Annotated in this window: 24 protein-coding genes; 12 read left to right on the top strand and 12 right to left on the bottom strand. The window is 69.5% G+C overall.

All coding sequences use genetic code 11. The features are described 5' to 3' along the window. Nucleotides 1-271: 271 nt before the first annotated feature. On the bottom strand, nt 272-781 hold the full coding sequence (locus AB0436_RS13145; protein ID WP_366467899.1) for a MarR family transcriptional regulator: 510 nt from the start codon (nt 779-781) through the stop codon (nt 272-274). Nucleotides 782-870: 89 nt separating this feature from the next. Here AB0436_RS13145 and AB0436_RS13140 point away from each other — a divergent pair, with 89 nt between their 5' ends. Next, complete coding sequence (locus AB0436_RS13140; protein ID WP_366467898.1) at nt 871-2,037, top strand: PP2C family protein-serine/threonine phosphatase; 1,167 nt, start codon at nt 871-873, stop codon at nt 2,035-2,037. A 172-nt stretch (nt 2,038-2,209) separates the two neighbouring features. Beyond that, on the top strand, nt 2,210-2,632 hold the full coding sequence (locus tag AB0436_RS13135) for a DUF6003 family protein (RefSeq protein ID WP_366467897.1): 423 nt from the start codon (nt 2,210-2,212) through the stop codon (nt 2,630-2,632). A gap of 62 nt (nt 2,633-2,694) precedes the next feature. Here AB0436_RS13135 and AB0436_RS13130 read toward each other — a convergent pair whose 3' ends face one another. The 5 genes from AB0436_RS13130 to AB0436_RS13110 all read right to left on the bottom strand — a co-directional run bounded on the left by AB0436_RS13130 (nt 2,695) and on the right by AB0436_RS13110 (nt 6,600). After that, complete coding sequence (locus AB0436_RS13130; protein WP_366467896.1) at nt 2,695-3,111, bottom strand: hypothetical protein; 417 nt, start codon at nt 3,109-3,111, stop codon at nt 2,695-2,697. An 82-nt stretch (nt 3,112-3,193) separates the two neighbouring features. Beyond that, nucleotides 3,194-4,042 (bottom strand): RNA polymerase sigma factor SigF, encoded by an 849-nt coding sequence (locus AB0436_RS13125; RefSeq protein WP_366467895.1) that lies wholly within the window; start codon nt 4,040-4,042, stop codon nt 3,194-3,196. Nucleotides 4,043-4,142: 100 nt separating this feature from the next. After that, nucleotides 4,143-4,481, bottom strand: a complete 339-nt coding sequence (locus AB0436_RS13120) for an STAS domain-containing protein (protein ID WP_366467968.1) — start codon at nt 4,479-4,481, stop codon at nt 4,143-4,145. Beyond that, entirely contained in the window at nt 4,481-5,797 is a 1,317-nt protein-coding gene (locus AB0436_RS13115; RefSeq protein ID WP_366467894.1) for a SpoIIE family protein phosphatase, read from the bottom strand. Before AB0436_RS13115 ends, AB0436_RS13120 begins: the two co-directional genes overlap by 1 nt. Continuing rightward, complete coding sequence (locus AB0436_RS13110; RefSeq protein WP_366467893.1) at nt 5,797-6,600, bottom strand: alpha/beta hydrolase; 804 nt, start codon at nt 6,598-6,600, stop codon at nt 5,797-5,799. Before AB0436_RS13110 ends, AB0436_RS13115 begins: the two co-directional genes overlap by 1 nt. Before the next feature lie 334 nt (nt 6,601-6,934). On the opposite strand from AB0436_RS13110, the gene AB0436_RS13105 reads away from it, so the two are divergent. The 6 genes from AB0436_RS13105 (at nt 6,935) to AB0436_RS13080 (ending at nt 11,239) form a co-directional block, all read left to right on the top strand. Next, entirely contained in the window at nt 6,935-7,813 is an 879-nt protein-coding gene (locus tag AB0436_RS13105; protein WP_366467892.1) for a HipA family kinase, read from the top strand. Continuing rightward, the gene (locus AB0436_RS13100; protein WP_366467891.1) at nt 7,810-8,193 is read left to right on the top strand and encodes a DUF3037 domain-containing protein; all 384 of its coding nucleotides are present in this window, start codon (nt 7,810-7,812) and stop codon (nt 8,191-8,193) included. Before AB0436_RS13105 ends, AB0436_RS13100 begins: the two co-directional genes overlap by 4 nt. Nucleotides 8,194-8,341: 148 nt before the next feature. After that, nucleotides 8,342-9,103, top strand: coding sequence for a 3-oxoacyl-ACP reductase FabG (gene fabG / locus AB0436_RS13095; RefSeq protein WP_366467890.1), 762 nt, complete (start codon nt 8,342-8,344; stop codon nt 9,101-9,103). Between the two features lie 17 nt (nt 9,104-9,120). Then, nucleotides 9,121-9,876 (top strand): SDR family oxidoreductase, encoded by a 756-nt coding sequence (locus AB0436_RS13090; protein WP_366467889.1) that lies wholly within the window; start codon nt 9,121-9,123, stop codon nt 9,874-9,876. 136 nt (nt 9,877-10,012) lie between these two features. Further along, nucleotides 10,013-10,696, top strand: coding sequence for a uracil-DNA glycosylase (locus AB0436_RS13085; protein ID WP_366467888.1), 684 nt, complete (start codon nt 10,013-10,015; stop codon nt 10,694-10,696). Nucleotides 10,697-10,804: 108 nt separating this feature from the next. Beyond that, entirely contained in the window at nt 10,805-11,239 is a 435-nt protein-coding gene (locus tag AB0436_RS13080; RefSeq protein ID WP_366467967.1) for a hypothetical protein, read from the top strand. Between the two features lie 28 nt (nt 11,240-11,267). On the opposite strand, the gene AB0436_RS13075 is transcribed toward AB0436_RS13080, so the two are convergent. The 3 genes from AB0436_RS13075 to AB0436_RS13065 all read right to left on the bottom strand — a co-directional run bounded on the left by AB0436_RS13075 (nt 11,268) and on the right by AB0436_RS13065 (nt 12,993). Continuing rightward, nucleotides 11,268-11,423 (bottom strand): hypothetical protein, encoded by a 156-nt coding sequence (locus AB0436_RS13075; RefSeq protein WP_366467887.1) that lies wholly within the window; start codon nt 11,421-11,423, stop codon nt 11,268-11,270. A gap of 384 nt (nt 11,424-11,807) precedes the next feature. After that, nucleotides 11,808-12,320 carry a DinB family protein gene (locus AB0436_RS13070; protein ID WP_366467886.1) on the bottom strand — a complete coding sequence of 171 codons (513 nt, stop codon included), beginning with the start codon at nt 12,318-12,320 and terminating at the stop codon, nt 11,808-11,810. A gap of 67 nt (nt 12,321-12,387) precedes the next feature. Continuing rightward, on the bottom strand, nt 12,388-12,993 hold the full coding sequence (locus tag AB0436_RS13065; RefSeq protein ID WP_366467885.1) for a TetR/AcrR family transcriptional regulator: 606 nt from the start codon (nt 12,991-12,993) through the stop codon (nt 12,388-12,390). A 98-nt stretch (nt 12,994-13,091) separates the two neighbouring features. Here AB0436_RS13065 and AB0436_RS13060 point away from each other — a divergent pair, with 98 nt between their 5' ends. Next, the gene (locus AB0436_RS13060) at nt 13,092-14,300 is read left to right on the top strand and encodes an FAD-dependent monooxygenase (RefSeq protein ID WP_366467884.1); all 1,209 of its coding nucleotides are present in this window, start codon (nt 13,092-13,094) and stop codon (nt 14,298-14,300) included. 19 nt (nt 14,301-14,319) lie between these two features. Further along, the gene (locus tag AB0436_RS13055) at nt 14,320-15,225 is read left to right on the top strand and encodes a Gfo/Idh/MocA family oxidoreductase (protein WP_366467883.1); all 906 of its coding nucleotides are present in this window, start codon (nt 14,320-14,322) and stop codon (nt 15,223-15,225) included. On the opposite strand, the gene lnt is transcribed toward AB0436_RS13055, so the two are convergent. The 3 genes from lnt to AB0436_RS13040 form a co-directional block, all read right to left on the bottom strand. Continuing rightward, nucleotides 15,149-16,738 (bottom strand): apolipoprotein N-acyltransferase, encoded by a 1,590-nt coding sequence (lnt, locus tag AB0436_RS13050; protein WP_366467882.1) that lies wholly within the window; start codon nt 16,736-16,738, stop codon nt 15,149-15,151. The genes AB0436_RS13055 and lnt overlap by 77 nt on opposite strands. Nucleotides 16,739-16,836: 98 nt before the next feature. After that, complete coding sequence (locus AB0436_RS13045) at nt 16,837-17,307, bottom strand: nuclear transport factor 2 family protein (RefSeq protein WP_366467881.1); 471 nt, start codon at nt 17,305-17,307, stop codon at nt 16,837-16,839. Nucleotides 17,308-17,405: 98 nt separating this feature from the next. Next, nucleotides 17,406-18,803, bottom strand: coding sequence for a hypothetical protein (locus AB0436_RS13040; RefSeq protein ID WP_366467880.1), 1,398 nt, complete (start codon nt 18,801-18,803; stop codon nt 17,406-17,408). Between the two features lie 205 nt (nt 18,804-19,008). Here AB0436_RS13040 and AB0436_RS13035 point away from each other — a divergent pair, with 205 nt between their 5' ends. Together AB0436_RS13035 and AB0436_RS13030 are read left to right on the top strand one after the other, a co-directional pair. Then, complete coding sequence (locus AB0436_RS13035) at nt 19,009-20,340, top strand: molybdopterin-dependent oxidoreductase (protein WP_366467879.1); 1,332 nt, start codon at nt 19,009-19,011, stop codon at nt 20,338-20,340. A 5-nt stretch (nt 20,341-20,345) separates the two neighbouring features. After that, nucleotides 20,346-20,819, top strand: a complete 474-nt coding sequence (locus AB0436_RS13030) for a hypothetical protein (protein ID WP_366467966.1) — start codon at nt 20,346-20,348, stop codon at nt 20,817-20,819. The last annotated feature ends 14 nt before the right edge of the window (nt 20,820-20,833 follow it).

Here is a 20,833-nt window from a genome sequence, read left to right as displayed (position 1 = left end):
TCGTCCGGCACGACCCCCAACGCACAGGAACCCCCCGGGGCAGGGGAGCTCTGCGTTAGCTGGTCTCCCTGAGCAGCAGTGAAATACCGTGTACCCACGAATTGAACGCTATCCCACACTGCGGCCCGCCGAGTTGAGCGACAGCGGCCGGGCTCCTCCGGGTGAATGGGCACTTTCGGCACTCCAGGCCGGTTCTCGCCGGGAAAAACACTTTCCATGCCGCAGGTATTAGTCAGATTTCGAACGGTGAGCCGGCGGAAGCTCCAGCAGTTCAGGCCGACTGCGAGGCGTCCGGCTGATCCATCCGAGGCCGGTGCAGCCCCGTCTCGTCGTCGACCGCCTTCCTGAAGCCTGCGAGGCCATCGAGCAGTGCCCCGCGTGCCCCGGGGTCCATCTTGGCTACAGTGGCCAGGAGCGCCTCCTCGCGGCGAGCGCGCAGGCTGTAAAGATGCGAACGGCCGCGGCTGGTGAGCTTCAGCTCCACCTCTCGGCGATTGAGGGGGTTTGATCCGCGCCGTACGAACCCGACCGCCTGCAGGCGGTCGCAGAGACGGCTCGCCGAGGACGGCGTCGCCCCCAGCACCTCGCTCAGCGTGCGGAGATTGATTCCCTCACCGCGATCCAGGATGTACATGACCCGCAGTTGCGACGAAGACACGGGGGCTGTGGACGCTGCGTCGCGTCCGTGTTCCAGCAGGACGTCAAGCAGTTCGATCACTTCGCGTGCCACCTCGGCCGCATCCTGGGACCGCGTGTGGGGATCAGCGGGATGAACGGCCATACTGTGACGCTCCCAATCAGACTTGTCAGCTCCATGACCCGGACGGTGTCCAGCGCTGGACACGTCATTCGAGAAAGCAGTCGCGTACGGTGGACAGATTTTCGGCTGCAGAGCGCGCCCTGCGTACTGCAGCCCCCCATGAGCTTCTCGATGCGGTACGCCACGCCTTGGTGAAGCATTACGCGGCCACCATCGTGGACCTGCTGATGGCTGACTACGCCATGACGATACTCCAACCGGTCTCTGCTCTCCCGTACACTGCGGAACCGGTCTCTGTCCACAACAGCGCACCCGGCAGAGCCTTCGGCGCTCAAGAACCATACGTGCGTTCGAGCGATCGGCCGCCGAGCGTCACGGTGCATCTGCCCGTCACCGTGCGCGGTGATCGCCTGGGCGTGTTGTGCGTCACTCTGCCCCCCGACCAGGGAACGCCCGAGGTCATTCGAGAACTCGCCGACATCTCAGAGGTGCTCGGCCACGAGATCATGGTTGCCGAACGCGACACCGACGTCTACGTCCAGGCCCGCCGAGCGGAACGGCTCACGCTCGCCGCGGAAATGCAGTGGCAGCTTCTCCCGGGCCGTTCCTGCTCCCGCCCCGAATATGACCTCGGCGCCCAGCTGGAACCCGCTTATGCCATCTACGGTGACAACTTCGACTGGTCGACGTCGGCTGATCACCTCACCCTGACGGTCACCAACGGCATGGGCGAAGGCATCGAAGCAGCCCTGCTCACCAACCTCGCCATCAATGCTCTCCGGAACGCCCGACGCGCCGGCCTCGGCCTCGCCGACCAGGCGTGCCTTGCCGATCAGGCTCTCTACGGGCAACACGGAGGCGCCGTCCACCTGTCCGCACTCCTTCTGCGCTTCGAGCTCTCCACCGGCCTGGTGGAGATTATCGACGCCGGGTCACCGAAAATCTGGCGGATGCGCAAAGGCACCTTCGAACCCGTTGACCTGGAGGCCCAGCTGCCGTTGGGGATGTTCGAAGAGACCCCCTACACCGTGCAGCGCCTTCAGGTCATGCCCGGCGACCGGCTGCTGTTCGTCAGTGACGGCGTCTACGACGTCGCCTCCCCACAAGGGGAGCGCTACATCGAAAGGGCTCTGGCCCGAGCCGCGATGAACACTCGACTGCTGCCCCCCTCACAAGTCCCCCGCGCGATCCTCCAGGAAGTGTCGGGACACCGCGGCCCCTCACAATCGGAAGACGACGCCATGGTCGTCTGCCTCGACTGGCACGGGCGTGACTAATACAGCCAAGGGGCAGCTACCGCCGGCCATGGTTCGGGCGGCGTCCTGGCCGGCCGGCGAAGCAGCGCGCTCTGCCCGGGCGCCACGATGGGTGCGCGGGGGCAGGGTTGTCGCGCACGGGGCGCTAGCATCAGTGCGCCGCATATGTCCGATTGAAAAGGCGATTCCGCGCATGGCCGACGACGCTTACCTGTTCCTCCTCCCGGACCGGCAACCACGGCTGGGGGCGGCCCTTGCCGCCGTCGGCGTTGTGGAGTGCGCGGAAACACCGGCCGTGCACGGCTGGCTGCAGGCCCACGACGTCTCCCTCTCCTCCGAGCAGGTTCGGATCCTTCCCGCCGAGGCGGAAGCGCTCATCCCTGAGGAGGCGGAGCGCCTGCCGGTGCCGCTGAGCGAGGAGGAGACGTGGCGGGTCCGGAAGGAGTGCGCGCCACAGTCCGTCACGGACATGGAAGGCGAATTGCTGGAGTTCCGGGAGACGACCCAGGACTGGGAGGCTCTCGTCCACCGGGCGCTGACCGCGGGGATCGACGCGCCGCGCATCGCTCAGTTGACCGGCCTGGACCCGCAGGCCATCGGCCGCCTGATGGTGTGACCTCCTCGGAGACCGGAGGGTCGTAACCGTCAGGCGCCTCCTGTGCCACCGGCGTCGAGAGATCAGGACGGGGAGCCCAGTGACCAGCCGGAAATGTCGCTGACCCGGCCGCGCCACACCGGCGCGGTGGGTGCTGTCGGGGCGGACATGAAGGTGGCGTCCACCAGATGGATGAAGGACTGCCGCCCGTCGGGTTCGGCCCCCATCTGCCGTAGGGCGTCCTGGACCGTGTGAGGCAACTGGGCCATCAGCTCGGACCGTTCCTGCCGGGCCGTTGCCTCGGACACCACCTCCTCCCAACGGTCCGCCCAGGTCACCGGGCTGACCAGCTGGCCGCCGATGATGCCGCCGGATGTCGTCAGGCAAATCGCCATCCTGGCGTCCGGCTGCGACGCCACCAGCCGGAGCAGAACCTCGAGGTGGGCATCGACCGCCGGGCCGGATGTGCCGGCCGTCCGGTTCTCGGAGTGTTCGCTCATACCACGGTTTCCCTTCGTGCTTGCACGGCAGAAGGCGGTTCGGGCACACCGGTGCCCGAACCGCCCCGAGCCCTTCTGTGGTTCAGCGAGTGGTGAGCATGCCTTCGCGCAGCCGCGTCAGCGTGCGCGAGAGCAGACGGGAGACATGCATCTGGGAGCAGCCCAGGTGTTCAGCGATCTGGGACTGGGTGAGCTCTTCGACGAACCGCATGTGAATGATCTGCCGGTCGCGCTCGTCCAGGCCGGCGATGAGCGGGGCCAGGGCGTGGAAGTCCTCCACGAGTTCCATCGCGGGGTCCTCACTGCCGACGAAGTCGGCCAGGGCCGCCTCGCCGTTCTCGTCGCCGTTCAGCGCGGCGTCCAGGGAGGAGGAGTTGTAGCCGTTGGCGGCCAGGCGTGCCTCGATGACCTCTTCCTCGGTGAGGCCCATCAGCTCGGCCAGTTCCTTGACCGTGGGCGTACGGCCCAGGCGGCTGCCCAATTCTTCGTTCGCCCTGGCGAGTTCCACCCGTGCTTCCTGCAGGCGGCGGGGCACGTGGACCGCCCAGGAGGTGTCCCGGAAGAACCGCTTGATCTCACCGACGATGTAGGGGACGGCGAAGGTGCTGAACTCGACCTCGCGGGACAGTTCGAAGCGGTCGATCGCCTTGATCAAGCCGATTGTGCCGACCTGGACGATGTCCTCCATGTCGTCGCCGCGACCGCGGAAACGCCCCGCCGCATAGCGGACCAGGGAGATGTTCATCTCGATGAGGGTGTTGCGCGCGTACTGGTACTCGTGCGTGCCCTCCTCCAGCACCCCCAGCTGCTCGAAGAACAGCTTGGACAGTGCCCGCGCGTCCTTCGGCGCGACCTTCCCAGGGTCGGCCACTTCCGGCAGTTCAACGATACGTATGTCAGTACCCGCCTGCGATATCGCTGCTACCGTCATGCCTCTCTCCTTCATCACCGTCGGCCCGACCTCTGCCTTTTGATGGGCCGACGACTCGTCGCTTACCCCCGTCCGCGTAGAGCATGCGCGCGCCGCGGGTTCAGACGGCGGTCGCTGTGGCGGTGTCCGGGTGGAAGGTGAAGACCTGGTCGAGGCCGACTATGGCCAGGACGCGCAGGGTGTTGGCGGGGACAGCGGCCAGGGCGAGCTCGGCACCGGCAGCGACGGCGTGTCGGCGGGCGGCGATAAGGACCGCGATGCCGCTGGAGTCGCAGAACTCCATACTTGCCAGGTCGAGGACGAGACGCTGGCCCCGGCGCAGGGTGAGGCGCTCGATCTGCTGTCGCAGGGCGGTGGCGTGCTCGAAGTCGAGGTTGCCGGTCACTTCCAGTACCGGGCCGGTGGCGGCATCTTTGGCCGAGATGTTCAGCGGGCTCATCATGGGTTCTTCGTAGTCGGGCGGGGATGCGGACGGGTGGCGGGAGCCCCGAGGACGAGCAGGGCGGTGTCGTCGTCCAGGCCGTCGCCGAAACTGTCCAGCAGGCTGCTCAACGCGGTGATCACCTGATCGCACGAGGCCCCGGCGTGGGATGCGGCGAAGGTACGCAGTGCGTCGTCGCCGTACAGGGCCGTGCGGTCGGGGCCGGTGCGGGCTTCAGTGAGGCCGTCGGTGTAGAGCAGGAGGTTGTCGCCCGGGGTGAGGGTGGCGGTGGCGGTGGTGAAGGAAGCGTCGGGCAGCGCCCCGACGAGCATGCCGCCGGGGGTGGGCAGGAAGTCGGTGTGCCCGTCGGCGCGCAGGACCAGAGCCGAGGGGTGGCCGCCCGAGGCGAGGCGGACGGTCGTGTGGCCGCTTTCGGTGTCGATGTCGAGGATGCCGAAGATGGCGGTGCAGTAGCGCGGGTCGCCGCTGTGGGTGTAGCGCTCGTGGAGGACGGCGTTCAGCGTGGCCAGCGCCGTGGCGGGTTCGGGGTCGTGGAGAGCGGCGGCGCGCAGGGTGTAGCGGGTCAGCGAGGTGACGGCTGCGGCGCGGGGGCCCTTGCCGGAGACGTCGCCGAGGAAGAACGCGCAGCGTGTGCCGCTGAGGGGGAACAGGTCGTAGAAGTCGCCACCGAGCTGATCGACGGAGGCGGTGTGGTAGTAGGAGGCCGCATCAAGACCCGGCACCGTGGGCAGAGAAGGAGGCAGCAGTGCCTGCTGGAGAACGGTGAGCGCGTCGGTCAGACGGGCCCGGTCGGCCTCCGCCTGCCGACGCGCTTCCTCCGCATCCTGCCGGGCCTGTTCGGCTTCCTGGCTGCGGCTCAGGAGTTCTTCTTCATAAGCACGCCGGTCGGAGGCGTCGAAGACAGTGGTGCGGATCAGCAGCGGCTCGCCCTCGTCACCGTGTTTGACCACGGAGGAGACCAGTACCGGAAGACGGGCGTCCGCGGCGGTCTTCAACTCCAGGGCGATGCCGCTGATCTCACCCTGCATACCCAGCAGCGGGGCGAAGTGGGTCTCGTGGTAGAGCTTGCCGCCGACGGTCAGCAGATCCGCAAAGCGCATACGGCCCACTACGGCCTCGCTCGTCAGGCCCAGCCAGCCCAGCAGAGTCGAGTTGATCCTGGCGATGGTGCCGTCCATCAGCGTCGACAGGTATCCGCACGGAGCGGACTCGTACAGCTCCTCGGCACTGTCCTCCAGCAGGGCGGTGAACATGGCGTTCGTGTCGGCCCCGTCACCGGTCTCGAAGTCCGGGTCCCGTCCAGCACGGCACATCACGGCAAGTGTCCCAGGAACTCGGTGATCGCCTGGGCGGTGGCTTCGGGGGCGCTCAGTTGCGGGCAGTGGCCGGTGGCGTCCAAGGTGACCAGGCGGGAGGAGGGAATCGCGGCGTGCACGTAGGCGCCGACCTCTCGGGGGGCGATGACATCCTGGGCGCACTCCAGCACCAGCGTCGGGACGCTCACGCTCTTGAGATCCTGGCGGGTGTCGGACAGGAACGTGGTACGGGCGAAGACCCGCGCGATGTCGGGATCGGTGGCGCAGAAGCTGTGGGTCAACTCCTGTCCCAGCTCGGGCCGCTCCGGATTGCCCATGATCACCGGAGCCATCGTGGAGGACCAGCCCAGGTAGTTCGATTCCAGCGAGGCCAGCAGCTCGTCAATGTCCTCCGCGCTGAAACCGCCCCGATAGTCTCCGTCATCGATGTAGCACGGCGACGGAGCGACCATCACCAGCGACCCGATCCGCTTCGGCGCGGCCCGTGCGGCCAGGACACCCACCATGGCGCTGACCGAATGCCCCACGAACGCCACCCGCTCGAGATCCAGCTCCTGGCAGACCTCGATGACATCGAGGGCGTACCCCTCCAACGATGTGTAACGCTCCTGGCTCCAGGCGGACAGGTCCGAACCGCCGGAGCCGACGTAGTCGAACAGCACCACCTGGTAGTGCTCGGCCAGGGTCGGCAGGACAAGGCGCCACATGTTCTGGTCGCAACCGAACCCGTGGGCCAGCACCACCGTCGGCCCGTTCTGGGGGCCCACGACGCGTATGCGGTTCCTGTTTCGGATGTCCATGTCCGGCATCTTCTCACCAGCCCGGACGACTCCCAAGGGTCGGCCCCGCTCCCGGGAACGGGCCCCATTGTTTTCCGGCGTCCCCGAAGGGCCATTTCTGGCTGGACGACAGCGGTTCAAACACCGTGGCGACGCGGTGTCGGGTCCAGGTAGACCCGTTTGACGGCGGGGATCAGCGCATGGCAGTGGTCTGACCGCGATGCCCCGCGACGTGCGACGCATCGTGTGTCACACCTGCGCCGCGGCGGAACAGCACGCCTGAATCGGCCCGAGGTGATTCTCCCCTGGGCAAATCGGGTGATGTCCAGAAAGCCGAGCCGTATAGCCTGGGGAAATGCTCACCGAAGTCACCGCCACCCGCTACGTCACGCCCTTGCGGGAGGGCGGATCGTTGCCCGGGATCGTCGAGGCCGACAACCTGGGCACGTATGTCATGAAATTCACCGGCGCGGGACAGGGCCGCAAAACACTCGTCGCCGAGGTGGTGTGCGGTCGGCTCGGCCACAGGCTGGGCCTGCGCGTCCCCGAGCTGGTGCAGATGCAGCTGGATCCGGTCATCGGACTCTCCGAGCCGGACCAGGAGGTGCAGGAACTGCTGAAGGCGAGCGGGGGTCTGAATCTCGGTATGGATTACCTGCCGGGATCGCTGGGTTTCGACCCGCTGGCCTATCAGGTGGACCCCGTGGAGGCGGGGCGGATCGTGTGGTTCGACGCCGTGATCAACAATGTCGACCGTTCGTGGCGCAACCCGAACATGCTGGTATGGCACGGAAATCTCTGGCTCATCGACCACGGCGCCACCATGATCTGGCACCACAACTGGCCCTCGGCCAAGAACTACGGCACCAAGCCGTACGACGCGTCCGATCACGTGCTGGCGCCCTTCGAGCCGGATGTGGCGGCCGCTGCCGCCGAGCTGGCCCCGCTGGTCACCGAGGAGTTGCTCACCGAGGTCGCGGCGGACATCCCCGACGCCTGGCTGGACAGCGAGGCGGGTTTCGACACCACCGACGCACTGCGCCGCGCCTACGTGGAGGTCTTGCTGGAGCGGGCCGCCGGCATCCACACCGGAATCGTCTTCGGGCCGCAGAGTGAGACCAAACCCTCGCAGGCCCCCGGCTGGCTCACCGGCCAGGACACTCCCTGGCCGCATCCGGTCAAGGACTCCGCCGAGAAGACCGCCGAGACGTCGGACGGGGGTGGCGTCCGATGAACGATCGGGACGTTTTCGAGTACGCACTGGTGCGTGTGATGCCCCGGGTGGAACGCGGAGAGGTGTTCAATGCGGGGGTGATGGTCTACTGCCGCGCCAAGTCGTTCGTTGCGGCCCGGACGCACCTTGACGAGGCGAAGCTGACGCTGCTGGATCCGCACGCCGATGTCCTCGGGGTACGGGCCGCGCTGCGTGCCGTCGAAGGGATCTGCCACGGCGGCAGCGCCGCGGGGCAGGCTGCTCCGGACGACGCCGGGCGGCGCTTTCGGTGGCTCATCGCGCCACGCTCGACGGTCGTTCAGCCGGGGCCCGTCCATACCGGACTGACCGCGGATCCGGCGGCGGAGGTCGAGCGGCTGCTCGACCTCCTGGTGCGCTGAGCGGGTCGGCGACCGGGGTGTGACGTTCACCGTTGACGCGGCGTGGCGTTGACACGGGGTGCCAGGCCTTCTAGCGTCTCGTCTGCTGAAGGTACTAAGCGGTCGCTCAGTGATCGAGGGCCGCGATCCGAGGGCGAGGAGATCCAGCATGTCCACCACCGAGCAGCGCGTTGCCATCGTGACCGGGGCGGCGCGCGGTATTGGCGCAGCCACCGCGGTACGTCTGGCGGCGGAAGGCCGCGCCGTCGCCGTACTCGACCTCGACGAGGCCGCCTGCAAGGACACCGTCGAGAAGATCACTTCCGCCGGTGGCAAGGCCATCGCGGTGAGCTGTGACGTCTCCGACAGCGCTCAGGTAGAAGCCGCGGTGGCGCGGGTCGTGGCCGAGCTCGGTGCTCCGACGATTCTCGTCAACAACGCCGGCGTACTGCGCGACAACCTGCTCTTCAAGATGAGCGAGTCCGACTGGGACATGGTCATGAACGTGCACCTCAAGGGCGCGTTCCTGATGGCCAAGGCCGTGCAGAAGCACATGGTCGACGCCAAGTTCGGCCGGATCGTCAGCCTGTCGTCCAGCTCCGCTCTCGGCAACCGCGGTCAGGCGAACTACTCCGCCGTCAAGGCGGGTCTGCAGGGCTTCACGAAGACGCTCGCCAAGGAGCTCGGCAAGTTCGGCGTCACCGCCAACGCCGTTGCCCCGGGTTTCATCGTCACCGAGATGACCGCCCAGACTGCCGCCCGCGTCGGTATGGGCTTCGAGGAGTTCCAGGCGGCCGCGGCCACCCAGATCCCCGTGCAGCGCGTCGGCCGGCCCGAGGACATCGCCAACGCCATCGCCTTCTTCACCGGTGAGGACGCGGGGTTCGTCTCGGGCCAGGTCATGTATGTCGCCGGCGGCCCGCTCAACTGAACAGGGAAACAACAGACATGACTGCACAGGACAGCGGGAAGGCAGCACTCATCACGGGTGCCAGCCGCGGGATCGGATACGGCATCGCCGAGGCGCTCGTCGCCCGCGGAGACCGGGTCTGCATCACCGGCCGCAACGAGGACGCGCTCAAGGCGGCGGTGGAGAAGCTCGGCGCCGACCGGGTGATCGGTGTCGCCGGAAAGGCGCATGACGAGGCGCACCAGGCGGTGGCGGTCGAGCGCGCCATGGAGGCCTTCGGCCGCGTCGACTTCCTGGTCAACAACGCCGGTACCAACCCGGTGTTCGGCCCGATGGCGGACCTCGACCTGAATGTCGCCCGCAAGGTCTACGAGACCAACGTCATCTCGGCGCTCGGCTTCGCCCAGCAGACCTGGAAGGCCTGGCAGCGGGAGCACGGCGGGGCGATCGTCAACATCGCCTCGGTCGCCGGAGTCTCCGCCTCGCCGTTCATCGGTGCGTACGGCATGAGCAAGGCGGCGATGGTCAATCTGACCCTCCAGCTGGCCCATGAGTTCGCTCCGGTCGTCCGGGTCAACGCCATCGCCCCCGCCGTGGTGAAGACCAAGTTCGCCGAGGCACTGTACGAGGGCCGCGAGGCGGAAGCGGCAGCCGCCTATCCGCTGGGTCGGCTCGGCGTGCCCGAGGACATCGGAGGTGCTGCCGCCTTCCTCACCTCCGACCAGTCGGGCTGGGTCACCGGTCAGACACTGGTCGTCGACGGCGGCATCTTCCTCAACGCGGGCGTCGCCTGACCCGGCTGCTCGCCCTCCGTGTGCTCACCGCGCGACCCCGGGCCACCGCCCGGGGTCGCTGCCTCCGGGTATCGATGTCAGTGGTCGCCGGTAGGTTCTTTGATCAGAACGCATCGCACACCGGAGGTTCGTGGACGTGACCGCAATCGACATGCTGCCCGAGTCCTGGGGCGGCGTCCTCGGCGAAGAGCTGCAGAAGCCCTATTTCAAGGAGCTCACCGAATTCGTCGAGGAAGAGCGTGCCGAGGGGCCGGTCTATCCGCCGCGTGAAGAGGTCTTCGCCGCTCTGGATGCCACGCCTTACGACCGGGTAAAGGTGCTGATCCTCGGTCAGGACCCCTACCACGGCGAGGGCCAGGGGCACGGTCTGTGTTTTTCGGTGCGCCCGGGCGTCAGGACGCCTCCGTCGCTCAGGAACATCTACAAGGAGATGAGGGATGACCTCGGCCATCCCATCCCGGACAACGGCTATCTGATGCCATGGGCCGAGCAGGGCGTGCTGCTGCTCAACGCGGTGCTGACGGTGCGGGCTTCGGCGGCCAACTCCCACAAGGGCAAGGGCTGGGAGACGTTCACGGACGCGGTGATCCGTGCCGTCGCGGCGAGGCCGGATCCCGCAGTCTTCGTTCTCTGGGGAAATTACGCGCAGAAGAAGCTCCCGCTGATAGACGAGGAGCGGCATACGGTGGTCAAGGGCGCCCACCCCTCCCCGCTCTCCGCGAAGCGGTTCTTCGGCTCCCGGCCGTTCAGCCGGATCAACGAAGCGGTTGCCACACAGGGGCACGAGCCCATCGACTGGCGTATCCCGGACTTGGGCTGACCGGGGGCGATCAAGAGCGCGGCAGTAGCGCGGAGCGACCGTATTCGTGCACGGCCGGAGGAGGCAGCAGTGGCGCAGTCGCAGCAGGACGGGCCGGAGGACGCCGTCATGACCAGGATCGGCCAAGTGATCATGCTGCTGCACGGCGGGGACCGGGAAGAGGCCCGTAACCGGTTCGGGGCCCTGTGGACGGAGATCGCGGAGACGGGTGACGCCCTGCACCGCTGCACTCTCGCGCACTACATGGCGGACACCCAGGACGACCCCGAGGACGAGTTGCTCTGGGATCTGCGGGCACTGGCGGCCGCGGACACGCTCGACGACAAGCGGGTCGCCCGGCACGACACCGCTGTCGCCGTCCGCGGCTTCTATCCGTCGCTGCACCTCAGTCTCGCCGCCGACTACCTGAAGCTGCGGCGCAGCGAGGCCGCACGTGACCACCTGGCCCGTGCCCGGTCCGCGACGGACGCCCTGGCCGACGACGGGTACGGCAACGGCATCCGCGCGGCGATCGACCGTCTTGAGTGGCGGCTGACGGAGTGACGCCCGGCGCCGCGGGCACCGGCCGGACTCAGTTCCCGTACGTCCGGCGGCAGATCTGCGCCTGCGGGCTGTCCGGTCGCCAGCCGCCGTACGTCTTGCCGAGCGCACAGACGTCGACGGTGGCCGCGGGTCGCGGGGCGGCGTGCGGCGGTAGCAGCCGGGCCGCGCGGTGCCCGGAGTGCACGGGCCGTGGACGGACCCGCTCGGCGGGGCCTTCGCCCGCTGCTGGTCCGGACCGCGGTGTTGCGAGCCGCGGTGTTACGGGCCGCGGCGCGGCGGGGACGGGCCGACGGGTCGGCGAAGGCGCCGGGGCTACCGTCCCCAGCTCTTCCGTCCCTGGTCCCTGCACGATCTGTGGCCTCACGTCCGGCGTCTGACGGCCGGTCTGCGGGGACGGTACGGGAGAGGGACCGGCGGGGACGGCCACGCAACCAGTGACGGCCGAGACCGCGGCGCCCAGCAGGGCGATAGCGATGATCTTCGTTCGGTGCACTCACCCAACTCTGCTGCGTGAACCACCGGTTCGGCGAGTCAGAGGGGAGAATTATGCCCGCATGAGTGACATGGGTTAATCGCCGGTGACGCCGTCGATCCGTTCGCGGAGAAGGTCGGCATGCCCGTTGTGGCGGGCGTACTCCTCGATCATGTGCGTGTAGATCCAGCGCAGATTGAACTGCTCGCCACTGCGGTGCCGGCCCGTGGACAAGTCGTCGAGCGAACGGCCGTCGACCAGTCGGCGGGCGTGGGCGATCTCCGCCCGCCACGTGGCGTACGCCTCGTCCCAGGTGTCCGCCTCGGTGAGATGGAACTCCCCGTCCGGGTCCTCTTCGCTGTAGTAGAGCGGCGGGGTCTCCTCATCGGCCAGCACCTTGCGGAACCAGCCGCGCTCCACCTCGACCATATGCCGTACGAGACCGAGCAGGGACAGCTCGGACGGGGGCACGGACGCGGTACGAAGCTGCTTGTCGTCGAGCCCCGCGCACTTCATGGCCAAGGTGTCCCGGTGGTACTCCAGCCACCCCTCGAGCATCGTGCGCTCATCGGCGGTCACGGGCGGTTCGCTGCGCTGCGGCTCAGTCATGCGCACCATCTTCGCGCACCGGTCGGCTCGGCCGCCAGGGTGAATGACCGCGGGGGGCCTGCGCCGTTCAGCCGGCCAGCATCCCGTGCAGCAGTTCGCCGAAGCCGCGGCGGAGCTCCTCTCGGCTGGGAACGACATCGTGGTACGAGCCGGCCGCGCAGGAGAACATCAGCCCCTCGCACCAGGCCACCAGCGACAAGGCGTGCCGCTCCGGCTCAGAGGACCCCGCCCCCCTCATCAGGGCCACCAGTGGCTCACGGAACTGCCGTCCCGCCCTGTCGTAGAACTCCCGCAGTTCGGGGCGTCTGGTGGCCTCGAGGGCCAGTTCGTAGCGGGAGACGAGCAGTTCGGGGTGGCGGGTCAGATACCGGTGCAGCGCGGTGGCAAGCGATGCGGCCAGATCGCCCCTGCCGTGTGCGGCGACATCGGCGGGAACCGGCATCGCGTCCGGCGTGAGCACCGCGGCCTCGCGCTCCGCCTGCCGCCGGACCGCGACCTCGAGCAGGGCCTGCCGGGTGCGTGCGTAGTTCGACGTCGAGCCCTGGGGGAGGCCGGCGAACTCGTCGACCGCCCGGTGGGTGAGGCCGCGCATGCCGCGCTGGGCGAGCAGCTCGAGGGCGGAGTCGGCGATGAGTTCGGCACGGGGCGCGCCGATGCGGGATGCGGCCATCATGCCGTCAATCTACCGGAGGCACTACGTCTGTAGTACGGTAGTGGCTACTACATCTGTAGTGGACCGTCCGGCTCGGGCCGGACGGATGAGGAGGCGTCATGCACGACGAGGAGTTCACCTCACGCGCCATCGTGATCGGTGGCGGTATCGGCGGGCTGGCCGCCGCAGCAGCTCTCCACCGGCGCGGCTGGCGGGTGAGTGTGCTGGAGCGCTCGCCCTCCCTCGAACCGGTGGGATCGGCCATCTCCCTTGCGCCCAATGCCCTGCGCGCCCTCGATGTCATCGGGCTCGGTGACGAGATCCGCGGGCTCTCCGCCTGGCAGGGCGACGGTGGGATGCGCACCCCCGGCGGCCGCTGGCTCTCCCGTACGAATGCGGAAGCCGCCGCGAAGGCCTTCGGCGGCTCACTGGTGCTGCTCCATCGCGCCATGCTGGTGGAGGGTCTGACCTCGTTGCTGCCGGCCGGGTGTGTCCGTGTGGGCGCACCGGCCGAGCTGTCGGATCCCGGTTCTGCCGACCGCCCTGCCGTGGTCCGCACCCGGGAGGAGGAGATCGAGGCGGGCCTCGTCGTGGCCGCCGACGGCATCAACTCCGGTGTGCGCCGGGTGCTCTTTCCCGGTCACCCGGGCCCGGTGTACGCGGGGTTCACCACCTGGCGGGTCATCGTGCCCGCACCGGAGCGCCCCTTCCCGCCGCACGAAACCTGGGGGCGCGGCAAACTCTGGGGCAGCCAGCCGCTCAAGGACGGCCGCATCTACGCGTACGCGGCGGCCGCGGTCCCCGAGGGCGGCCACGCGCCCGACGACGAGAAGTGCGAACTGCGGCGGCGCTTCGGCGACTGGCACCATCCGATCCCCGCGGTCATCGCAGCCGCCGAGCCCGGGCAGGTGCTGCGCCACGACGTCCGTCATCTGGCCGAGGCGCTGCCGGCCCACCACCACGGGCGGGTCGTCCTGCTCGGTGACGCCGCCCATGCCATGACACCGAGCCTCGGACAGGGCGGCAATCAGGCCATCGAAGATGCGATCGTGCTGGCTCACCATGCCCTGCCCGGGGCCGGCCCCGGCCCGGCGCTCGCCGCCTATACGGCCGAGCGGCTGCCGCGCACCACTGCCATCGCCCGCCGCGCGGCCAGAACCGGGAGGCTGACCACCCTGCGCAGCGCCCCGGCGGTGGCCCTGCGCGACACCGTCATCGCCGCCGTCTCCCGCCTCGGGCCCCGCCTGGTGCTCCGCACCTTCGCGGACATCGCGAACTGGCAGCCGCCGCAGCACACGTATGCTGCGCAGACACGGAACCGGACATGACAGAGCGAGAGGAGGCCCTGTGAAGGTCGGCTGCATCGGGCTCGGGGACATCGCGCAGAAGGCGTACCTGCCGGTGCTGACCACCACGCCGGGCATCGAGCTGCATCTGCAGACCCGGACACCCGCCACCCTCAGCCGCACCGCAGAGACCTACCGGATCCCGGCCGACCGGTGTCACGCGGACCTGGACGGGCTGCTCGCCGAAGGTCTCGACGCGGCATTCGTGCACGCTTCGACCGCTGCCCACCCGGATATCGTCGCCCGGCTGCTGGAGGCCGGTGTGGCGACCTATGTCGACAAGCCGCTCGCCTACCGACTCGCCGATTCCGAGCGCCTTGTGCGCCTCGCCGAGCAGCGGGGCGTCAGTCTGGCCGTCGGTTTCAACCGGCGGTTCGCCCCCGGTTACGCCCAGTGCGCCGACCATCCGCGCGAATTGATCCTCATGCAGAAGAACCGCGTCGGGCTCCCCGAGGACCCGCGCACCCTGGTTCTCGACGACTTCATCCACGTGGTGGACACGCTGCGCTTCCTGGCACCGGGCCCTGTCGAGCGGATGGATGTGCAGGCGCGGATCCGCGGGGGCCTGATGCACCATGTGGTGCTGCACCTCTCCGGCGACGGCTTCTCGGCCATCGGCACCATGAACCGGATGAACGGTTCCACCGAGGAGATCCTCGAGGTTTCCGGCCAGGAAACCAAGCGGCAGGTGTTCAACCTCGGCGAGATCGTGGATCACAAGGGCCAGCCGAGCGTACGCCGGCGCGGCGACTGGGTACCGGTGGCCCGCCAGCGTGGCATCGAGCAGTGCGTCACAGCGTTCCTCGACGCGGTCCGGGCGGGCGAGTTGCTCAGCGCTCAGGAGGCTCTGCGGACTCACGAGCTGTGTGAGCGTGTGGTGCTGCGGGCTTTGGAACAGGCCGCCTGAGCGCCTGCAGCCCCTCCACCGCGCACAGCAGGGCGAGTACGGCCAGCGCGGCCGGGACCGGCCAGTCGCCGAATCTGACGTAGAGCGTCGTCCCCTCACTCAGCGGAACGTCGTACACCGCGGCAGCGCTGCGGTCGGTGCCGAGCCGGGAACCGACGCGCCGGCCGTCCGGCCCGTACACCGCGCTCACTCCGGTGAGCGTGGCATGCACCATCGGCCGTCCGGTCTCCGCTGCCCGTAGCGCCGCCAGTGAAGCGTGCTGTTCGGGCGCCCAGCTGTGCTGGAAGGACGAGGTCGCCGACTGAGCGACGAGTACCTGGGTGCCGTCCCGCGTCAGCTGCCGCGGCATGTCGGGAAACGCGGTTTCGAAGCAGATCAGCGGCCCCACCCGCAGACCGTCCGGCAGTGTCATCACGACCTGCCGGGTGCCGCGCCTGCGGTCCTCGCCGGCGGCCCTGCCCACCGCGGTCGCCCAGCCGAGCACCGAACGGGCCGGGACGTACTCGCCGAAGGGAACGAGACGCATCTTGTCGTAGCGGTCACCGGTGAGCCCGGCCGGGCCGACCAGCACGGAACTCTTGTAGATGCCGGTCTCGTCGGACCGTCTGGCATCCACATTCACCAGGATGTCCGCGCCGGTCAGCCGGGAGAGCGCGGCGATCCGGCGGGCCAGATCCGGCCGGGTCGCGAGGTCGTGGCCGACGCTGCTCTCTCCCCACACCACCAGGTCGACGTGGTGCTCTGCCAGTTCGCGGGTGAGCGCCTCGCTGCGGGCGAAGCGCGCGTCTTCACCTTCGACGATGCCCGGCTGGACCACGGCGATACGGGTACGGCCGTTCTCCGCCGGCCGCGGTGCCCACAGCGAGGCGGCCCCGGTGACGACGACGCAGGCCACCACTCCGGTCGCGGCCGTCGTCCGCGCAGAGCCCCCCACGAGCAGCGCCACCACCGCGGTATTGACCGCCACCACCAGGACGCTGACCAGCCAGACACCGCCCACGGAGGCGAGCCGCAGGGCGGGCCCCACCTGCCACTGGCTGGAGCCGAGCAGCCCCCAGGGACCGCCGAGCCCCTGCCAGGATCTGACCAGTTCGACCATCAGCCAGCCCGAGGGCACCACGAGCAGCGCGGCGGCGACCCGCGAAGCGACCACCACTCCGCCCAGCATCCGGCGCACCAGCCAGCCCCACGGCGCCCACAGCAGCCCGAGCAGCGCGGCCAGGGCCACGATGAACACGTTGAGGCTCGGCAGTAGCCAGTGGTGCACGGCGAGCATGAAACCGGTGCCGCCCAGCCAGCCGTCGAGTGCGGCCCGCCGGGCGGTGGGCGCCGCACGTACCAGGAGCATCCAGGGAACCAGCGAGACGTAGGCGAACCACCACAGGGACGGCGCGGGGAACGCCAGGGAGGGCAGCGCGCCGGCCGAAAGCACCGCCGCGCCGCGCCACCAGGCTGAGTCCTGCCACCGGAGCGGGAGGACCTGCCGCTCCGGCCGGCCGAGCCGAATCCGCATCGGCGCCTCCTCGCACTCGGCCCCGTGTGCAGTCTTCCCTCAGTGTTGCGGAGTACGCCGGGTAACGCGGGCTGCGCGAACAGGCCGGAAGCGGCGGGTCAGGCTGCGCCGGGCGCCCCCGCTGCGCGCCGCCACTTCTCCCGGACGACGACATCGCGCAGCCGCCAGCCGCCGTCGGTGCGCACCAGGCTGAACGCGTAGCGGCCACCGGACAGGAAGCCGGCGTCGTCGAGTCCGGTGGCGGCGGGCCGCATCGGATTCAGGTAGTCGGCCTGCACTTCGGCCCGGTCGCCGGGGTAGCCGCCCAGGTCCTGGATGTGCAGCCGTCGGTTGACGATCAGGTGCTGCCGTACCGGGAAGAGGCGCAGGGTCTCCGCGAGCCAGTCGGCGACCTCGGCGGCCGGCCCTTCCACTCCGCCGGCCGCGCGGTAGTCGGCTCGGCCGTCCGCGCTGAAGAGTGCGCGGTAGTCGGCCCACTCGCCGTCGTCCACGGCCACCGCGTAACCGGTGATCAGTTCGTCGATGTCCAGCCGGTCCATCACGGTAGCGAGTTCCACGCGCTGCGTCATCGGCTCAGTCTCCAGCAGGGGCGGCCTCCGGCCAAGGGGTACGCGTGATCGCTGCGACCCGACCTGATCGCCTGACAGGAGAACCGACCGGCAGGTCGTTACCACCCGGTGAGCAGCAGATGGTTGACGAGCAGGGCGAGGACGCCCTGCAGGGCGAGCCAGCGGCGCGCGTCCCGGGACGGCAGCAGCGCCGCCGCGGGCAGCAGCCAGACGGCGAACGGGATCCAGATGCGCTCGGTCTCCGCCTTGCTCATGCCCGAAAGGTCGGCGATGAGCAGGGCCAGCAGCGCGGCGAGCACCAGCACCACCAGGCGGTCGGTGGCAGTGCTCCGGCGGCTGTGAAGCCTTCGTACGGCGCCGGGAGCGCCCGCCAGCGCCCGCCGCAGACCGGCCACCGACGCGAGCCCGGTGATGATCACCGCGTTGGCGAGGTTGCCCCAGACCCAGTAGCTCTGCGGCCGGACACCGCCCGAGCCCTGGTAGTAGCGCTCCACCAGCAGCTGGTATGCCTCCCACCAGTTGAACCCCGCCAGGGTGAACGGCAGCGCCACGAGTGCCACCCCCGCCAGCACCGGCACCACCGGGCGCAGCGTACGGGTCAGCAGGAGAACAGCGGCGGCGGGCACGGCGACGAGCGTCAGCCCGTAGGAGACGTAGAGCGTCCAGCCGAAGAGCAGACCGGCCGCCAGCGAAAGGAGAACGGGGTGGCGGGCCGTCCGGGAGGCAGCGACGGAGAGCAGGGCCAGCGCCCAGGCGGCGACGGCAGCGAAGTAGCCGTCCGCCGATGTGCCCATCCAGACAGCGGCCGGAGCCAGTACCAGAAACGGTGCGGCGCTCCGGGCGGTCTTCTCGTCGGTGAGAGCCCGCAGGCCGACCAGGACGGCGGCCGCCGCCGAACTGCCGACGGTGATGCACCAGACGCCCGCCCATCCGCCGCCGCCCAGCCCGATCCGGTCCAGCCAGACGAAGGTGAGAGTGGCTCCGGGCGGGTGGCCTGCCACGTGTGCGGGCCAGTTGTGTGGGGTGCCGATCAGGATGTGGTGGGTGAAGCCCCGCAGCGTCGGCCCGATGGCGGCGAAATCACCGATGACGCGCAGGTATTCGTTCTTGGTGGTGAGCTGCTCGGCGATGCCGCGATACCACCCGTCGATCAGCGCCAGCGACCAGATCCAGGCCATCGCGACGCCCCAGCAGCCCAGCACGAGCGTGCGCCACCGGAGCCGGCCGGCCAACCCGGGGGCGTAGCCGATGACCGCGGCGGCGACGGCGATCGCGCCGGGCGTGCCGGGGCCCGCGTGCGGAAGCCAGTCGGCCAGCAGCGGAGGCCACCCGACCCGCAGGGTGCCATCGGCATGTTCGATGGCGGTGCCGACGATGACGGCCGCCACCACGAGAAGAGCTCCGCCCACGGCGGCCAGTACGTCGGGGCGGCGCCCGTCACGCACGTGTCGCACGGGCGCGACCTGGTCCTGGGCGGCGGGGGCGGGGACAGTCACGGCGCCACGCTAGGGCCCCGACCTGCCTGTACGACGGCGCCGCCGCCGCACGTCACCGAACCGTCAGATCTCGCTGCCGGTGCTTGTGCCGTCGGCACGACGTCAGCGTTTCGTCATGGGTCGCAGCGGTCCGCCGGCCCGTGCCCCGGCTTAGCGTCGGGGCACGGCGGTGCACGACCGCCACCGGGACCGCCGAGGAAGTGCCATGGGCGTCAAACAGAGGGCAACCACCGGACGGAAGTCCGCCGTCAGGCAACGGGTCGCGCGGATTCCGTCCCCCGCCGGGCCGGAATTCTGGCGCAGCCCGCTGCGCGGGCCGTGGCTCACGGCGCTGCTCGGGGTGGTGCTGCTGGCCGGGATCACCGTGCTGATCGTGACCGGGCTGCTGTCGTACGCCGCGTACAACCCGAATGTGGCAGCGGTCAACGACAAGACGCCGGACAAGGGGCTGCTCGGCTTCTACCTCTTCTCCTGGCCCACCCATCCGCACTGGCTCTACCGCCTCACTCAAGGGACGCACGTCACCCTCGGTGTGGTGCTGGTTCCGGTGCTGCTGGCCAAATTGTGGTCCGTCGTCCCGAAGCTGTTCGCGCTGCCCCCGGCGAGATCGGTGGCGCATGCGATCGAGCGGATCTCACTGCTCCTGCTGGTCGGCGGGGTGCTCTTCGAGTTCGCCACGGGCTTGCTCAACGTCCAGCTCGACTACGTCTTCCCGGGGTCGTTCTACCCGCTGCACTTCTACGGCGCCTGGGTGTTCATCGGGGCCTTCGTCGCTCATGTGGTGCTGCGTTTCCCGCTGGCCATGCGGGTGCTGCGGGAACGCGGGCTGCGCGGTCCGCTGCGTGAGCCCGCAGCCTCGCAGCAGGAACCGCCGGACGCTTTCGGTCTGGTGGCACCGCGCCCGGACCCACCGACGCTCTCGCGGCGCGGTCTGCTCGGCCTGGTCGGAGGCGGATCGCTGCTGTTGTTCGTGGTGACGGCCGGACAGAGTATCGGTGGCCCCCTGCGCGGACTGGCGCTGCTGGCCCCGCACGGCGGTCCGGAGCCTGCTGCCGGTCCCGACGGTTTCCAGATCAACAAGACCGCGCACGGCGTCGGCATCAGGGCCACGGACACCGGCGACGACTGGCGCCTGACGGTGCACGGTCCCGATGGCCGCACGGTGCGTCTCAGCCGGGACGATCTGTTGCGTCTTCCCCAGCACGGCGCACGGCTTCCGATCGCCTGCGTGGAGGGCTGGTCGACGCCCGACCAGGGCTGGTCCGGCGTACGGCTGCGGGACCTGGCCGCCCTGGTGGGGGCGGGCGACCGGCCGCCGGAGGCGCTGGTGCGCTCGCTGCAGTTGCATGGCTCCTTCCGGGTGGCAGCACTGCGGGCCAACCAGGTACGCGACCCCAGGTCGCTGCTGGCGCTGCGGGTCAATGGCGCCGCGCTCTCACTCGACCATGGCTATCCGGCCCGGATCACCGTCCCGGCCGCGCCGGGGGTGCTCCATACGAAATGGGTGGCGTCGGTGACCTTCGGAGAGCTGTCGTGAAGCGAATGAGGCGCTGGTACGGCGAGGGGCCGCTGCACTTCGTGGCGCTGTCGGCGTCCCTGGCGGTGGCCGGGTATGCCGGGGCGCGTCTGCTGGACGGCGACTGGTTCGCGATCGCCGTATGGTTCGTCGGCGCGGCTGTCCTGCACGACCTGCTCCTGGTGCCACTGTACGGGGTGGCCGACCGGGCTCTGCGCAGGGTGCCGGGCGTCCGCCGCAGGGGCTTGACCAACACCGTACGGGTGCCCGCGGCGCTTTCCGGGCTGCTGCTGCTCGTGTGGTTCCCCCTGATCCTGGGCCCCGACCCCCGTTATGAGCGGGCCACCGCGCTGCCCGGCGGAGTGTTCCTGCTGCGGTGGCTGGTGATCAGCGTGCTGCTGTTCGCGCTCTCGGCGCTGTGGCGGGTGACCCGTCCGCTACGGAGGCGGCGCAGCGCGGCGGATGCTCGGCTGACTGATGCTTCCTCGACCGAGGGATGATATCGGGCCTATCG

The organism is Streptomyces sp. NPDC051322, from assembly GCF_040689485.1.
In the GTDB taxonomy this organism is placed as follows: domain Bacteria; phylum Actinomycetota; class Actinomycetes; order Streptomycetales; family Streptomycetaceae; genus Streptomyces.
The sequence above is the reverse complement of the archived record's forward strand: the minus strand, read 5'-3'. Positions and strand labels throughout refer to the sequence as shown.